This is a genomic window from Planococcus salinarum, assembly GCF_007004625.1.
GTDB lineage: Bacteria > Bacillota > Bacilli > Bacillales_A > Planococcaceae > Planococcus > Planococcus salinarum.
Genome location: NZ_VIFV01000002.1, coordinates 62,812 through 77,390, shown reverse-complemented (window position 1 = coordinate 77,390; position 14,579 = coordinate 62,812). Strand labels below are relative to the sequence as shown.

General features: G+C 46.0%; 13 protein-coding genes. 8 read left to right on the top strand and 5 right to left on the bottom strand.

From position 1 onward, the window contains the following. Nucleotides 1–52: 52 nt before the first annotated feature. From DIJ65_RS03130 to DIJ65_RS03120, 3 genes are all read left to right on the top strand, one after another. A complete protein-coding gene (locus DIJ65_RS03130) occupies nucleotides 53–1,252 on the top strand; it encodes a quaternary amine ABC transporter ATP-binding protein (RefSeq protein ID WP_117299328.1) in 1,200 nt (399 codons plus the stop codon). Continuing rightward, a complete protein-coding gene (locus DIJ65_RS03125; RefSeq protein ID WP_117299329.1) occupies nucleotides 1,245–2,096 on the top strand; it encodes an ABC transporter permease in 852 nt (283 codons plus the stop codon). The genes DIJ65_RS03130 and DIJ65_RS03125 overlap by 8 nt, the downstream gene beginning before the upstream one ends. Nucleotides 2,097–2,403: 307 nt before the next feature. Continuing rightward, on the top strand, nucleotides 2,404–3,330 hold the full coding sequence (locus DIJ65_RS03120; RefSeq protein ID WP_117299331.1) for a glycine betaine ABC transporter substrate-binding protein: 927 nt from the start codon (nucleotides 2,404–2,406) through the stop codon (nucleotides 3,328–3,330). Nucleotides 3,331–3,412: 82 nt separating this feature from the next. Here the strand turns inward: DIJ65_RS03120 and DIJ65_RS03115 are convergent, their stop codons facing one another. From DIJ65_RS03115 to DIJ65_RS03095, 5 genes are all read right to left on the bottom strand, one after another. Further along, a complete protein-coding gene (locus tag DIJ65_RS03115; protein WP_185959477.1) occupies nucleotides 3,413–4,285 on the bottom strand; it encodes a GGDEF domain-containing protein in 873 nt (290 codons plus the stop codon). 272 nt (nucleotides 4,286–4,557) lie between these two features. After that, the gene (locus DIJ65_RS03110; protein ID WP_117299334.1) at nucleotides 4,558–5,379 is read right to left on the bottom strand and encodes an alpha/beta fold hydrolase; all 822 of its coding nucleotides are present in this window, start codon (nucleotides 5,377–5,379) and stop codon (nucleotides 4,558–4,560) included. A 119-nt stretch (nucleotides 5,380–5,498) separates the two neighbouring features. Next, a complete protein-coding gene (locus tag DIJ65_RS03105) occupies nucleotides 5,499–5,759 on the bottom strand; it encodes a hypothetical protein (protein ID WP_117299336.1) in 261 nt (86 codons plus the stop codon). A 6-nt stretch (nucleotides 5,760–5,765) separates the two neighbouring features. Further along, the gene (locus DIJ65_RS03100; protein WP_117299338.1) at nucleotides 5,766–5,954 is read right to left on the bottom strand and encodes a hypothetical protein; all 189 of its coding nucleotides are present in this window, start codon (nucleotides 5,952–5,954) and stop codon (nucleotides 5,766–5,768) included. 113 nt (nucleotides 5,955–6,067) lie between these two features. Further along, a complete protein-coding gene (locus DIJ65_RS03095; protein WP_117299340.1) occupies nucleotides 6,068–7,111 on the bottom strand; it encodes a DNA/RNA non-specific endonuclease in 1,044 nt (347 codons plus the stop codon). 255 nt (nucleotides 7,112–7,366) lie between these two features. Here DIJ65_RS03095 and DIJ65_RS03090 point away from each other — a divergent pair, with 255 nt between their 5' ends. The 5 genes from DIJ65_RS03090 (at nucleotide 7,367) to DIJ65_RS03070 (ending at nucleotide 14,522) form a co-directional block, all read left to right on the top strand. Beyond that, nucleotides 7,367–7,774 (top strand): (deoxy)nucleoside triphosphate pyrophosphohydrolase, encoded by a 408-nt coding sequence (locus tag DIJ65_RS03090; protein WP_117299341.1) that lies wholly within the window; start codon nucleotides 7,367–7,369, stop codon nucleotides 7,772–7,774. Nucleotides 7,775–7,795: 21 nt separating this feature from the next. Next, nucleotides 7,796–10,693 carry a DEAD/DEAH box helicase gene (locus tag DIJ65_RS03085; RefSeq protein WP_117299343.1) on the top strand — a complete coding sequence of 966 codons (2,898 nt, stop codon included), beginning with the start codon at nucleotides 7,796–7,798 and terminating at the stop codon, nucleotides 10,691–10,693. A gap of 337 nt (nucleotides 10,694–11,030) precedes the next feature. Next, on the top strand, nucleotides 11,031–11,672 hold the full coding sequence (locus DIJ65_RS03080) for a DUF4357 domain-containing protein (protein WP_142836457.1): 642 nt from the start codon (nucleotides 11,031–11,033) through the stop codon (nucleotides 11,670–11,672). Between the two features lie 107 nt (nucleotides 11,673–11,779). Next, nucleotides 11,780–12,106 (top strand): nucleoside triphosphate pyrophosphohydrolase, encoded by a 327-nt coding sequence (locus DIJ65_RS03075; RefSeq protein WP_117299346.1) that lies wholly within the window; start codon nucleotides 11,780–11,782, stop codon nucleotides 12,104–12,106. After that, nucleotides 12,099–14,522, top strand: coding sequence for a DEAD/DEAH box helicase family protein (locus DIJ65_RS03070; protein ID WP_117299348.1), 2,424 nt, complete (start codon nucleotides 12,099–12,101; stop codon nucleotides 14,520–14,522). Before DIJ65_RS03075 ends, DIJ65_RS03070 begins: the two co-directional genes overlap by 8 nt. The last annotated feature ends 57 nt before the right edge of the window (nucleotides 14,523–14,579 follow it).

Below are 14,579 nucleotides of genomic sequence, written 5' to 3'. Positions count from 1 at the left end.
ACTCTTATAGCCATGAGAAGCAAAAAAATGGTATAGAGAGGTGTTTTAAAACATGCCAGTTATTAAAGTAGAAGGCTTGTCGAAAGTATTTGGCAAAAATGTTAAACAGGCGTTGAAGTTACTGGAACAAGGCAAGACGAAAGATGAAGTATTAAAACAGACAGGCAGTACTGTCGGAGTCAATCGCGCATCCTTTGAAGTGGAAGCGGGCGAAATTTTCGTCATTATGGGATTGTCCGGCAGCGGGAAGTCGACGTTGGTGCGATTGCTCAACCGCTTGATCGATCCAACGGAAGGCCATGTCTTCGTCGATGGCGAAGATCTTGCAGCGATGAACAAAAAAGATCTGCTGCGGGTGCGCCGTACGAAAATGAGCATGGTATTCCAGAAATTCGCACTTTTCCCGTTCCGTTCAATTCTGGAAAATGCTGAATATGGACTTGAAGTCCAGGGCATGGCCAAAGAAGAGCGCAGCAAAAAAGCGCGTACTTCCCTTGAGATGGTCGGCTTGGGCAATTATATGGAACAATACCCGTCTCAGCTGTCAGGTGGTATGCAGCAGCGTGTCGGCCTGGCAAGAGCACTTGCCAACGACCCGGAAGTCCTCTTGATGGATGAAGCATTTTCAGCGCTGGATCCGTTGATCCGCAAGGAAATGCAGGATGAATTATTGATTCTTCAGGAATCCATGAAGAAAACCATCATCTTTATCACACACGACTTGGACGAAGCGCTTCGGATCGGCGACAAGATCGCCCTGATGAAAGACGGTTCCATCGTGCAAATCGGTTCACCGGAAGAGATTCTGATGAATCCGGCGAATGATTACGTCGAGAAATTCGTTGAAGATGTTGACCGTTCGAAAGTATTGACGGCGTTCAACATCATGAAACGGCCGGAAACGGTCAATATCGACAAGCACGGTCCCCGGGTTGCGCTGGAACGGATGCAGAAAGAAGGCATCTCCAGCATTTACGTAACGGACAGCACACGGAACCTGAAAGGCTATGTCACGGCGGATGATGCAGTTATTGCACTTCGCAGCGATGTTAAAAGCCTGGCAGGTATCCTGAAAACGGATGCACCGACCGTAGCGAAAGACACATTGATGAACGCCATTTTTGAAATCAGCTATAATTCACCGGTTCCGATTCCGGTCGTGGAAGATGGCAAGCTGCTCGGCATCATCGTACGCGGTGCAGTCATTGCAGCGCTTGCAGGATCAGTGGAGGTGAATTTGACGCATGCTTAACTTTATGGAAAACATCAAAGAACTTCCGTTGGCCGACTGGGTCTCAATATTCACTGCCTGGATTTCCGACAGCTTTGCATTCCTGTTCGACCCGATAAAGAACGAATTCGGCGACGGGCTTGAAGAGTTTGCCGATCTGCTGGCAGCAGTGCCGCCGGTCATCGTCATCATCATCGTCGCCGTCCTGGCGTTCTTCCTCAGCGGAAAACGCTTCGGGCTGGCCGCGTTCTCAATCGTGGGCTTATTGCTCGTCTGGAACCAGGGGCTTTGGGAAGAGCTTATGCTGTCCTTCTCCCTTGTTCTCGTTGCGAGTCTGCTGTCCGTCGTCATCGGTGTGCCAATCGGCATCCTGATGTCGAAAAGCAAAACGGCGGAAAGCATCATTACGCCGGTTCTCGATTTCATGCAGACAATGCCCGCATTCGTCTACTTGATCCCTGCCGTTGCGTTCTTCTCAATCGGCATGGTGCCCGGCATATTCGCTTCACTGATTTTCGCGACACCGCCGACGGTCCGGTTCACAAACCTGGGCATCCGTCAGGTGTCGGATGAGTTGGTCGAGGCAGCCGAGGCATTCGGCAGCACGGGCGCACAGAAACTGTTCAAAGTTGAATTGCCGATGGCCAAGGCCACCATCATGGCCGGCATCAACCAGACAGTGATGCTTGCCCTGTCCATGGTCGTCATCGCATCAATGATCGGTGCGCCGGGACTTGGCCGCGAAGTACTCTCGGCCCTGCAGCGCGCCGACGTCGGTACCGGCTTTGTGGCCGGTCTTGGGATTGTCATCCTGGCAATCATCATCGACCGCTTCACACAAAGCTTCTCGACGAAAAAAGCATGATTAACTGATCCAAAGTGAGGATATTCGATATTCCGCAAAACAGCTTGCTTTCCGGGGGGCTCGCGCCGAGCTAACTGCGGGCTTACGCCCGAGTGGATCTCGCCACTTCGCTTGGACCCCCAGGAGTCTGCGCTATTTTGCTCCATCTCTCTAGAGATTTCAAGCGGCGCAGTCGCATAATTTTGCTAAGTCCAGAGCGATGGAAACGGTTTGAAAACAAGTTTTTTAGTACGATTGATCCAACTGGAATCTTTCCTTAGTAGGGAAATGCCATACAATTTTAAAGAAAAAGGAGATTGATCTTTTTATGAAAAAAGTACAATGGAAACATTTAGGTTTAGTTTTTGCAGCAGCACCGATGATGTTCATCGCGGCTTGCGGAGATGAAGAAGCAGGTACAGAAGAAGGAACAGCTGGCGAGTCCGGCGAAGTGAATTACGGCGAAGAACTGGGCTATGAAATCACAGGCATCGAACCTGGTGCAGGCGTTGTAGCAGCATCTGAAACGGCTACTGAAGAATACGAAAGCCTTGAAGGATGGGAAGTAGTTACTTCTTCAAGTGGCGCGATGGCAACTGAGCTTGGCGCAGCAATCGACAAAGAAGAACCAATCATCGTAACAGGCTGGAGCCCGCACTGGAAATTCCAGAAATACGACCTGAAATACCTTGAAGATCCAAATGGCGTCTTCGGCGGAGAAGAATCGATCAAAACAATGGCTCGCAAAGGATTGGAAGAAGAGAATCCTGAAGCTTTCAAAGTTATTGACCAGTTCCAATGGGAAACAGCTGACATCGAGAGCGTTATGCTGGAAGTTTCCGACGGAGCGGACGTAGAAGAAGCAGCAGCAACATGGATCGAAGCAAACAGCGACAAAGTGGCTGAATGGACTGACGGCACTGAAGCTGTTGACGGCATGGAAATCGAATTGGCATACGTGGAATGGGATACAGAAGTCGCTTCTACAAACGTACTTGGCCAAGTGCTCGAAGCTCAAGGCTTTGATGTAACAATGACTCCTCTTGATAACGCTGTAATGTGGTCAGCAGTGGCTGAAGGCCAGGCTGACGCAATGGTAGCTGCATGGTTGCCGGCAACACACGCATCACAGTTCGAAAAATACGGCGAAGATGTAGTGGATCTTGGCGAAAACCTGACAGGCGCTAAAGTCGGATTTGTTGTCCCTTCTTACATGGACATCGATTCAATTGAAGACCTGACACCAGCTGAATAATAATCGAATAAAAATAAACCGGACTCCCGAGAGATTTTCTCTTGGGGGTTCGGTTTTTTGTTGGGCAAGTAACATGCCGGCCTCAACAAGGTTCAGCCATTTCCGCTGTCAAAACTTCGGGGTGCTTTTGAAACAGGTAATAAGAAAGCCCTTCCTGCTTCTTCGCCTTGTACATGGCGAAATCCGCCCGGCGGATCAGTTCGGCTAAATTCTCGCCATCAGCCGGTGCGGTACTGACGCCGATGCTGGTCTGTACCTGTTGCAGGTTGCCGTCGATATCAAAAGGTTCAAAGAACAGTGCCAGCAATTGTTCTGCGAGCTCTTGGCCCGTACAACCTTCCGAGAGATTGGCGACAAAAAGAAATTCGTCGCCGCTCAGCCTCACCAGCACTTGATCTTCAGCGAGCGCCGTCCGGATTCTTCCGGCAACTTCGACCAGCACTTTATCACCGTAGAGGTGGCCGTGCTGGTCATTGATTTCCTTGAATTTATCAAGGTCAAAAAACAGGAAAGCGGTTTGGTGCTGAATTAGGCGGTCCAAGTTCTTCCGGTAATATTGCTTTAAAAACTGCCGGTTCGGCAAGCCGGTCAGTTCGTCGTGAAGCACTTCGTCATTTTTCTCTTCCAGATGGGCGAGTGTTGCGTTGACGTCAGCCGTCAACTTGCCGAGCATGTCGCTGCTCGAAATCTGCACGCGTGCCTGGTAATCTTCTGACCGTACCCGGGCTAACACTTCCCGGAACCGGCTGATCACATAGCGGGTGGAAAAATAGTGGACAGCAAAAATCGCGGCGACCAGAAACAAGGTGGCAGCGATGGCCAACGGGCGCAGCGCTGCCATGCTTTCTTCGGGAACTTCCACAAGTGTTTCCAGGAGATAGGGAAATGCCATTCCGGCCAGCAGGCCCAAACTGAGGGAAACGCCCAACATGTATAAACTATAATTCTTTAACATTTTCAAACCCGCTTTCTCTGGGATGCTGAATTCATTTGCCAGCCCATTTCTTGTTAGGACTATGCGCGGCAAAGAGAGGGGGATAATAAGTACTAAGACCCAAATAATAATTACCCCCTGGGGGGAATGAATAAACCCGCCTGGAAACAGGCCACAGCCTGAACGGTCTCTTCTATATAATACGAAAAGACCGGCGAATTGGATCATAAAATATTGAAGGTTGATCTCTTGGCTGTTGAGGATCTGCATAAGAGCAGAAAAAAGAGCGATGCCTACGCATCGCTCTTCAAAAAACGCTCCAGTATGTGATTGAACTTCCCGCTGTGTTCCCAAAACATCAGGTGGCCGCCGAGCACTTCGACCCGTGCCTCGGGAGAGATCCGCTGCATGAAGGAGCGGGCAGTGTCTCCCCAGTGTTCAGCGGCAATTGTCAGCGTCGGAACGTTTTCGATCAACAGCTTCGCCTCTTCCCGGTAATCGGAAAACATGCCGGCGGCAAACAGGTTGGCGGCGACATAATACGGCGTTTCGAGCGCCTCTTCGATAATCCACTGCAATTCGTCCTCTTCCAAATCTCTTTGCACCATGATTTCCGTAGCATAATCGGTGATGAATGCGCGCTGGCCCTCGGGATTGCGCAAGTTTTTCGTATGGACGTCCGCTATGTCTTCAAGTGGCCCTTCGACCCAGTCGTTTTCAGGATCAGTCGACAGCGGCTTTGGCGATAAGTCGACAATCACGGCCGCCTTTACATTCTCCAGCCCGTTCTGGCGAACATACTCCCACACCGTCAAACAGCCGAAAGACCAGCCAAGCAGAGTGACGTCCTTCAACTCCAGCGCATTGATGACTTTGGTCAAATCGCTGCCGTGGGTAATGTAATCGTTGCCCTGCAGCGAAAGGGTGGACCTTCCCTGGCTTCGCGGATCCACTGCAATCACCCGGTGCGTTTTCGAAAAATGCTCAACCTGAGCTGCAAAGGCCTTGGAAGAAAATACCCAGCCGGGAACAAGGACGAGCGGATCGCCGCTGCCGACATCCTGGACGAATAATTCCACACCGGGATCCACTTCCATATACCTGCCGTTTACCATACTGAATCGCTCCTTTTCCGAAGATATTTTTAGTCCCTGTAAGACGTATTCCCCGATAATCCCTTTTTGGAACCAATAAATAATGAAAGAAGGGGTGGAAACCTCAAAGCACCACCTGGTCAATCCTCTCCAACCTGCGCCGCCAATTTCTTCGCCTCCAGCCCCCTCAGCCATTTCCGGAGCTTCCGGTCATCCACCTGCCAGTTGCGGATCGTTTCCTGCATCGCGAGCAACTCTTTTATATAGAAGAAAATTTCCGCAGAAAACACCCCGTCGCTTCCGGCCAGCCCGTAATACCCCCAATACGGTTCCAGCGTTTCATCCAGCCATTCCAGCAAATCAGCCTTCTTCGGGTAACCGAAATAGACGCTCTTATGCAAATCGCCCTAGTAATTCTCCATCCAGTCCATATAAGCGATCCGCAGCATGTCGTAATCATCGATATATGGATGGCTGAAATCATCCGGTCCGCCTTCGAATTCCCCGAAACACTCATCCGAACAAAAGACGTTGCCGTCACTGTCCACGCGCCGCTCGATCCGCGGTTTCTTTCTGCACACTTTGCACATCTTCATATAAATTCCTCCTATGTAATCGGATATTCGTAATATACATAGGGATCCGAAAAACTGTTATCCAAATAAAAACGGCAATGCCGAAGCATCACCGTTCCCAAAATCCGTACCTCTTATTCGCCAACCATCCCATCACCATCGCGGTCATCCATATACTGATATAACCAATGATCACTCGTGATTGGCATACTGAAACCTGCCGCTTTCGCCTCTGCAATTGTTACCTGTCCGTTGCCGTTTGTATCGACACTGGAGACATCACCGCCTGCGTCTGCACTTGGTGTATCAGCAGGCTCACTTTCTGTTGTTAACCCAAGTTCGGCGTTTACTTCATCCGGGTTCACATTGTCGAATGTATCAACAACTTCGTTGCCCATGACCGTGTACGTATACTGATAACTTGAAGGGATCTGTGTTTCTGTATCCGGATAGGTGATGATTGCTTCAAAATTAGTCGCTCCACCTGCATCGCGGATTGCATCTTCCATATAAGCCTGGTCGCCGTGCCGGTTGAGCGTGCTTTCCTGCGGGGTAATATTATAAGCATTCGCTACCCCGCCGAGAGAGTCAGCGATGACATGCCCTTCATCTAAAACGTCACTTTCGGTACCGGGAACCTTTGCCTCGTCCCAGTAGTATCGCCCGGACGACAGAACGTCTTCGGTATCGTCGTCCTGAAGAATGATTTCGTCAGCAACGACACGCACCAGTTGCCCGTGTTCATTTGTAAATGCCCAGTATTCACGTTCCCCAAAACCAATTTGAACCCCGACGTTGGGTTCGCGATGTCCAGACAAATCACCACCGTCAACTTCAATCAGTTCGTGGTCTGCAAACAGGTCATTATTCGTTTGGGTTGCTTTTTCCTCTTCAGCCTTCTCTTTAGCAGCCAGCTCCTGCGCTTCTTTCTCTTTCGCCAGCTCTTCGGCCTCGGCTTTTTCAGCGGCTTCTTTTTCTTTCGCCAGTTCTTCAGCTTTCGCTTTTTCCTCGGCTTCTTTCTCTGCCGCCAGACGATTTTTTTCTTTTTCGCTGCTTTCAGTTGCTTCAGCTGATGTTACTTCTTCTGCAACTGTAGTTGATGCCTCTTCTGCGTCGGTACAACCAACCATAAAGATGACCAATAAAAGGACGATTAAATAGTTCATTTTCTTTTTCATTTTAGGATTCTCCTTTACCAGTTTCAAACTCTGCAACATCCTAGATGTGAAGTCTGAACTTTCCTTTTTGCAACTTACGCTTTAGATATATATCGCTAGTTTCCACACCAAAATATACCACGTAAGTGAAAGTAAATACTAGGTAATAGTAAAAATTTGTTTGGTAATATTTAGATTCGTTAATTAATTTCATGCTATAGCAGCTATAATAGAAGGAACTAAACTTTCAACGTAAATTAAATATGGGAGGTCCTCATGAAGAAAAATATCCATGTAGTAGGAGCAGTCATCACAGACAACGGCAAAATCCTTTGCGCACAGCGAGGCTATGAGAAAGCTTTACCGGGTCTTTGGGAATTTCCAGGAGGCAAAATCGAATCCGAAGAAACACCGCAGCACGCGTTGCAGCGAGAAATTCAGGAAGAGATGCATTGTGAAATCGAAATCGGTGACCAAGTGGAGCATACCGTCTATGAATACGATTTTGGCATTGTGCACCTCACGACGTTTTACTGCCGGTTGGTAAAGGGTGAGCCGGTATTAACGGAACATATCGCCATCGAGTGGCTGAAGCCTTCGGAGTTAGAACAATTGGAATGGGCGCCAGCGGATATAACAGCGATCCAAAAGCTAGCGCGGAATACGGAGCAGCTACCTTATTAGAAGATGATGGGCGGGAGAACCATGAATTTTTTGCAGAACTTAGAAGACTCGCTATATAAAGGGTTTATCGATCAAAGTAAGGCGAGTAGTGATCGCTATAAACCGACGCTCTTGATCAATAACGCGAAAACGAATGAACATGTGCTGAATTCGCTCGTTGAAGAGCTGGATCATTGCAAGTCGTTCCTTTTTTCGGTGGCGTTTATCACGGAGAGCGGCTTGGCGACGTTGAAATCTCATTTTCTGGATCTGCATCAGAAAGGCATCAAGGGGCGCATCCTGACTTCAACGTTTTTAAATTTCAATCAACCCAAGGTGTTCAAAGAGTTATTGAAGCTGACCAATGTGGAAGTGCGCCTATCGGGAATGAAGGGCTTCCATTCAAAGGGCTATATTTTTTCACACAAAACGCACGAAACCTTGATCGTTGGCAGTTCGAACCTGACAGCGCAAGCGTTAAAAGTGAATTACGAGTGGAACGTCAAATTAAGTTCGCATGAAAACGGCGATTTGGTGCATCACTTTAAGGATCAATTCGAAGAAGTGTGGGCAGAATCGCAAGTCCTCACCCCCGAATGGATCACAGAATACGAAAAGACATATGTGCCAACGGATTTCAGAAGAGAAGTGGGCAAAGTCGCGGAGCTTCCGGAAGCTTATGGGCAGAATCCGATCCAACAAGCGATCGAGGTCAAGCCAAATAAAATGCAGCAAGTAGCGCTACGAGAAATTGAAGCGGTGCGTGAAGCGGGGCATGCCAAAGGGTTAGTGGTCTCGGCCACGGGCACAGGCAAAACGTATTTGTCGGCTTTTGACGTCAGAAGCGTGGCACCCAAGCGCATGCTATTTATCGTACATAGAGAACAAATTTTGCAAAAAGCCAAATCGGATTTTATGCAGATCTTAGGCGGCATGGAAAAGGACTTCGGCATCTTATCGGGGTCCAGTCGGCAAACGGATGCACGGTATCTCTTTGCGACCATTCAAACCATTTCAAAAGAAACGACGCTGCAGCAGCTGGATCCCGCAGCATTTGACTATATCTTAATCGACGAAGTGCATAAAGCCGGCGCGAAGTCCTACCTAAAAGTGATTGAGCACTTCAAGCCGCAATTTTTAATGGGCATGACAGCAACACCGGAACGGACCGATGATTTTAATATTTACGAGCTATTCGATTACAATATCGCGTACGAAATTCGCTTGCAGGAAGCGATGGAAGAAGACATGCTGTGTCCGTTTCATTATTACGGCGTGACGGACGTCGAATACGAAGAAGGCGTGATCGATGAAGCCACGGCTTTTGCCAAACTAGTCAACAGCGAACGCGTCGATCATATCCTTGAAAAAATTCATTATTACGGCCATTCGGGCGAGAAAGTTCGCGGCTTGATGTTTTGCAGTCGGAAAGATGAAGCTTTACAACTGTCGTTGGAATTAAACCAAAGAGGCATGCGGACTACGGCGTTAACAGGCGATGACTCGCAAGAAGAAAGGCTGCGCCAAGTGGAAATGTTGGAAAACGAACAACTAGACTATATTTTAACGGTTGATATTTTTAATGAAGGAATTGATATTCCAAGCGTCAACCAAGTGGTCATGCTGCGCCAGACGCAATCGAGCATTATCTTCATCCAGCAACTGGGCCGCGGCTTGCGCAAGCACGACTCGAAAGAATTCGTCACCATCATCGACTTTATTGGCAATTACAAAAACAATTACTTAATTCCGGTGGCTTTGTCCGGAGACCGTTCGCAAAACAAAGATAATATCCGCCGCCGTATGAAAGACACCAGCTACATCAAAGGGATTTCGACGGTGAACTTTGAGGCGATTGCGAAAAATCGCGTTTTCAGCGCGATCAAACGCAGCAACTTAACGGACATGAGATTATTGCGAGATGCCTACATCGAATTGAAAAATCGAATTGGCCATGTCCCGCAGTTGCAGGATTTTATTCACCATAATTCCATCGATCCGCTAGTCATCATGCAGAAATATCACAATTACTATCGCTTCTTGTTAAAGCTGAAAGAAATAGATCCTGTTCTCTCTGTCTATGAAGAACAAGTGATCACAATGTTGTCGCTGGAGATCCTCAACGGCAAACGGAAGCATGAAATTTTGCTGCTCGATCTAGTGACAAAACAGCCGGTTGTTTCAATAGACGAGTATAAAAATTGCTTAATAGAGAATGACTGCTATGTAGACAATGAAACACTGGCATCCGTCCAACGAATATTGGATTTGAGCTTTTATAATATTGGCTCACAGAAGAAATATGGTGAGAGGCCCTTGGTAGTAACCGGCGAAGAAGGGAATTTCAGATTGCATGAACAGCTTCGAACGCGTCTGGAATCGAACCCTATTTTTAAAGCGATGGTATTGGACCTAATTACAAGCGCTCTCCAATTGAGCAACCAATATATATGTGAAAGGCCACTGACATTGTATAAAAAATACACACGCAAAGACGCCTGCCGCTTACTAAACTGGCATAACGATGAAAGCTCGACGATGTATGGGTATAAAACAAAGCACGGCACATGCCCAATTTTCGTCACCTACCACAAGCACGACGAAGTGGAATCGAGCGTCGCCTACAACGAAGAATTCATCAACCAGGAAATATTCAAATGGTCGACCCGCAGCAACCGTACGTTGCTGTCACCAGAAGTCCAAACGATCATAAATGCAGAGCAAAACAATATCGATCTGCATCTTTTCATAAAGAAAGATAACGACGAAGGCGGAGACTTTTATTACTTAGGGAAAGCTACACCGGATCAAAGAGCTGTGGAGCAATCGACGATGCAGGATAAGAACGATAAGACGATTCCAGTAGTTCATATGAATTTGATGCTAGAGAATAGTGTGGAGAGTAAGTTGTTTTATTATATAGGTAGTGAGGAGAACTAAAAGTATTCTGCTTTTCAAATTTTTAAAAATCAATTCAAGATTTCCTAGATATTTATAAAGGATTATTCGAACAAACCTGGTATTAAAAATCAGTAATAAAATTTATTAAGAACGGATGAAAATAATGATTAATAATCAAACTTTAATGCTTCATTTTCCAGACTCGAACCATGCAACGTCTTTACGAATTTTTCAAAATCCGACAAGCCAAATAAGAGGTTTTTAGTTTACAAAAAGTCAATTAAGTAAGGTAGAGGCATTAGAATATGCAAATAATCATGCGGTATATTTCTTATTTTCTGAGACCGAAGAGTCCAGTGTATATATAGGGCAATCTGTGAATGGAATTACAAGAATCAAATCGCACTTGCGTGAAAAAGACTTTTGGCAGTATGGGATTTTATTTGTTACTGATAACAATATTTTTGATAAATTAAGCATCGATTATTTAGAGTATTATTTTATCCAAGCGTTTTCGAAGACACAATATAGCTTAGAAAATCATGACTTGCGTAAGTTAGCTCCTAATGTGAATATGTTTAATCTGTCTACTTTAAATTCTTATACTTTACAGATTCAGTTCTTATTAGAAGCTATGGGAATTTCGTTTAAACCGAGTACAAGTGTAGAAGTTGATAATCATAATGATGAAATTTTCCATGCACGCTCTCAACATCAAGCATCGATTCGATTACAAGATGGTAAGTATATTTTGCAAGCTAATTCAATTATTAAAGCTCCTTTAGACCACACGAAAGACTGGAAAGATGGTGGGGTCTTTTATCTACGTTCTAAAAGAAGGTATGATCAATTTGTGGAATCTGGCAAAGCAATTGAATTAGATGAATATTCCGCAAAGATAATAGACGATATGGAGTTTAACAGTCCATCAACACCAGCTGTTTTATGCTCCGGAAGGGCAGAGAATGGTTGGGTGTTCTGGGAAGGGCTAAATAAAAAAAGAGAAAATCTAAAGTAAATGTGAAATGAAATTAGCTATGAAATGTATGATAGAGTCGATTGGGCACCGAAGGATAAAGAATGGAAGAATTATGACGAATATAGTTCTATGAAAGGAATAAGATAATGCCGATATATAATAAACTCGTCAGAGACAACATCCCCCAAGTAATTGAGAAAACCAACAAACAGTTCTCGACTCGCATTCTTTCAAAAGAAGAATATATGATAGAAGTAAAAAAGAAAATGAACGAAGAACTTGAAGAGTACCAACAAGCCGCAACAAACGAAGAAGCAGTGGAAGAACTGGCTGATATGCTCGAACTGATACATGCAGCAGTAAAGATCCATGGGGCGACGATAGAGCAACTGGAAGAAGTGCGCCGGGCGAAAGCGGAAAAACGCGGTGGCTTTGAGAAGAGAATTTTCCTGATTGAGGTTGAAGATGACTAAGCTGGAATTGGTCACTTCAGAGCTGGTTGGCTATTTGGAAAAGCTTTCAAAAGAAGCTATCGAAATACACTGGATTACTGCTTTTGCCATGAAGTCCGGCATCAACTTAATCCTTCCGTTTCTACAAGATGCTGCAACCCGGAAAGTGCCAATCAAACTGCTGGTGGGTGATTATTTATTTGTCACTCAGCCGGGAGCTTTGGAAATGCTGCTGGAACAATTGCCGGAAGCAGAAGTCAGGCTTTGGAAGAGCGATGGAATTTCATTTCATCCAAAATCCTATTTGTTCCGCGGCACTGAGAATTCTCATCTGATTGTGGGCTCTTCAAATCTTTCTGCGTCTGCGTTAACGCGTGGGGTGGAATGGAACCTGATTGCCCCGACTTCTGTCGACAATGAGGTTTTTGAAGAAGCGGTGAAGAAGTTCCATCAACACTTTTATGCGGAACAGACAATTCCGCTGAACCGTGAAACGCTTGAGGAATATACACACTTACATAAGAAAGCGAATATACAGCGGCCAATTAGCCCCGTTTGGTCAGAAGCTGAAGAAGTGGAAATGACGGTGGGTCCGGCCCAACCACAGGAAATTGAAGAGCCGCCAGCTCCTTACACTACGGAGATTACACCAAGACCTGCTCAGCGGGAAGCACTTGAAGCGTTGGACGATGCAATGGCGGAAGACTATAGCCGGGCGATGGTGGTTTTGGCGACAGGGCTCGGCAAAACATATCTCGCCGCTTTCTTCGCAGAGAAGTTTAAGAGGGTGTTATTTGTTGCACACCGGGAAGAAATTCTGTTCCAGGCGAAGCAATCATTCGAGCATGTTCATCTAGACAGAACAAATGCTTTTTACAATGCTTCTGAAAAAGGAACGCACGCAGATTTTATATTTGCTTCTATATATACACTTGGCAGCCAGTATCATTTGGATCGTTTCGCACCGGATGCCTTCGATCTGATTGTGGTGGACGAATTCCATCATGCGGCTGCTCCTACATATGAACGATTATTGAATCATTTCGAACCGAAATTCTTGCTTGGAATAACAGCGACACCTGACCGAATGGACAATAAAGATGTCTATGCGTTATGTGATGGCAACGTGGCGATTTCGATTCACTTTCTAGATGCCATCGAACGGAACTGGCTATCTCCTTTTCAGTATTACGGTGTTTATGATGATACAGATTACTCAGCGATCCGCTGGCTAGGTATGCGCTATGACGAAGAAGAACTTATGCAGGTTCAATTGCAGGAGGATTTTGCCGGCAAGATTTTAGCAGCCTGGAAGAAATATAAACAGACGAGGACGATTGTCTTTTGCTCTTCGGTCAGACAAGCAATTTACATGAGTGAATTTTATAGAAAAAATGGAGTTCAGGCAATTGCGCTGCATGGAGCTTCGCCTTCAGATCAGCGAAAAGCGGCGAGATCCAGGTTGAATACAGGTGAGCTGGAAGTCATTTTTACAGTAGACTTATTCAATGAAGGTGTCGACATTCCGAAAGTCGATACGCTCCTATTTATTCGACCGACCGAATCGCTGACGGTTTATACACAGCAAATCGGTCGCGGCCTTCGAATTGCGAATGACAAATCACATTGCGTAATCATCGATTTCATCGGAAACTACCGAAACGCCGATTTGAAACTGGCAGTATTTGATAAGACCGGGAAAGCCGGGGCCAGCAATCCGATTGAGCCTCTCGTTCCCGCTGCGTGCGAATTCAATCTGGATATTCAAGTGATCGACTTGTTAAAAGAGTTGAATAAGAAGCGGGCTCCTCGAAAAGAAGCTGTGGTTATGGCTTATAAAGAATTGAAAAGAGAACTTGGCAGAAAGCCAACGTATCTGGAATTCCATCTCCATGCCAATACCGATTCGGAAATTGTGAAACAGGAATTTAAGAGCTGGTTGGGCCTGCTTGCCTATGCAGATGAATTGGATGAAACGGAACAAGAGGTATGGCTGAAGCATAAAGACTGGCTGATTGAAGTGGAAAGAACCGGAATGACGAAGAGTTATAAGATGGTCGTTCTGAGTTATATGCTTTCGAAAGGTGAAAATAATTGGCTGGATCCGATTACGCCTGAAGAAGCAGCACCATTTTTCCATCAGTACCTGACAGAGAAAGACTACCGGTTAAATACGGATTTCAGCGACGAGCAAGGTAAAAAGCTGAGGGAATATAATGAAAAAGCAATCAGTGATTTAATCGCACGGATGCCGATGACCAAGTGGAGCGGGAGTGCGAAAGATGGCTTGGTTAGTTTTGAAGAAAGTGTTTTCAAGTTGAATCTGAATCTCAGCAAAGCTGAAAATCAGATTTTATATTCCTGGAGCCAAGAAATTGCAGAATATAGATTGCATGGTTATTTTGAGAGAAAGAGTACGACAGCGCTTTTAAACTAATTTATAACCCGCTCTTCATAAATATTAAAAAGTATCCACTGTTTAAGGAACAGTGAA

Excerpts from the sequence above, each read along its gene's own strand:
- DIJ65_RS03130 (WP_117299328.1), top strand. The coding sequence starts at position 53 with ATGCCAGTTATTAAAGTAGAAGGCTTGTCGAAAGTATTTGGCAAAAAT.
- DIJ65_RS03125 (WP_117299329.1), top strand. The coding sequence starts at position 1,245 with ATGCTTAACTTTATGGAAAACATCAAAGAACTTCCGTTGGCCGACTGG.
- DIJ65_RS03120 (WP_117299331.1), top strand. The coding sequence starts at position 2,404 with ATGAAAAAAGTACAATGGAAACATTTAGGTTTAGTTTTTGCAGCAGCA.
- DIJ65_RS03115 (WP_185959477.1), bottom strand. The coding sequence starts at position 4,285 with ATGTTAAAGAATTATAGTTTATACATGTTGGGCGTTTCCCTCAGTTTG.
- DIJ65_RS03110 (WP_117299334.1), bottom strand. The coding sequence starts at position 5,379 with ATGGTAAACGGCAGGTATATGGAAGTGGATCCCGGTGTGGAATTATTC.
- DIJ65_RS03100 (WP_117299338.1), bottom strand. The coding sequence starts at position 5,954 with ATGAAGATGTGCAAAGTGTGCAGAAAGAAACCGCGGATCGAGCGGCGC.
- DIJ65_RS03095 (WP_117299340.1), bottom strand. The coding sequence starts at position 7,111 with ATGAAAAAGAAAATGAACTATTTAATCGTCCTTTTATTGGTCATCTTT.
- DIJ65_RS03090 (WP_117299341.1), top strand. The coding sequence starts at position 7,367 with ATGAAGAAAAATATCCATGTAGTAGGAGCAGTCATCACAGACAACGGC.
- DIJ65_RS03085 (WP_117299343.1), top strand. The coding sequence starts at position 7,796 with ATGAATTTTTTGCAGAACTTAGAAGACTCGCTATATAAAGGGTTTATC.
- DIJ65_RS03075 (WP_117299346.1), top strand. The coding sequence starts at position 11,780 with ATGCCGATATATAATAAACTCGTCAGAGACAACATCCCCCAAGTAATT.
- DIJ65_RS03070 (WP_117299348.1), top strand. The coding sequence starts at position 12,099 with ATGACTAAGCTGGAATTGGTCACTTCAGAGCTGGTTGGCTATTTGGAA.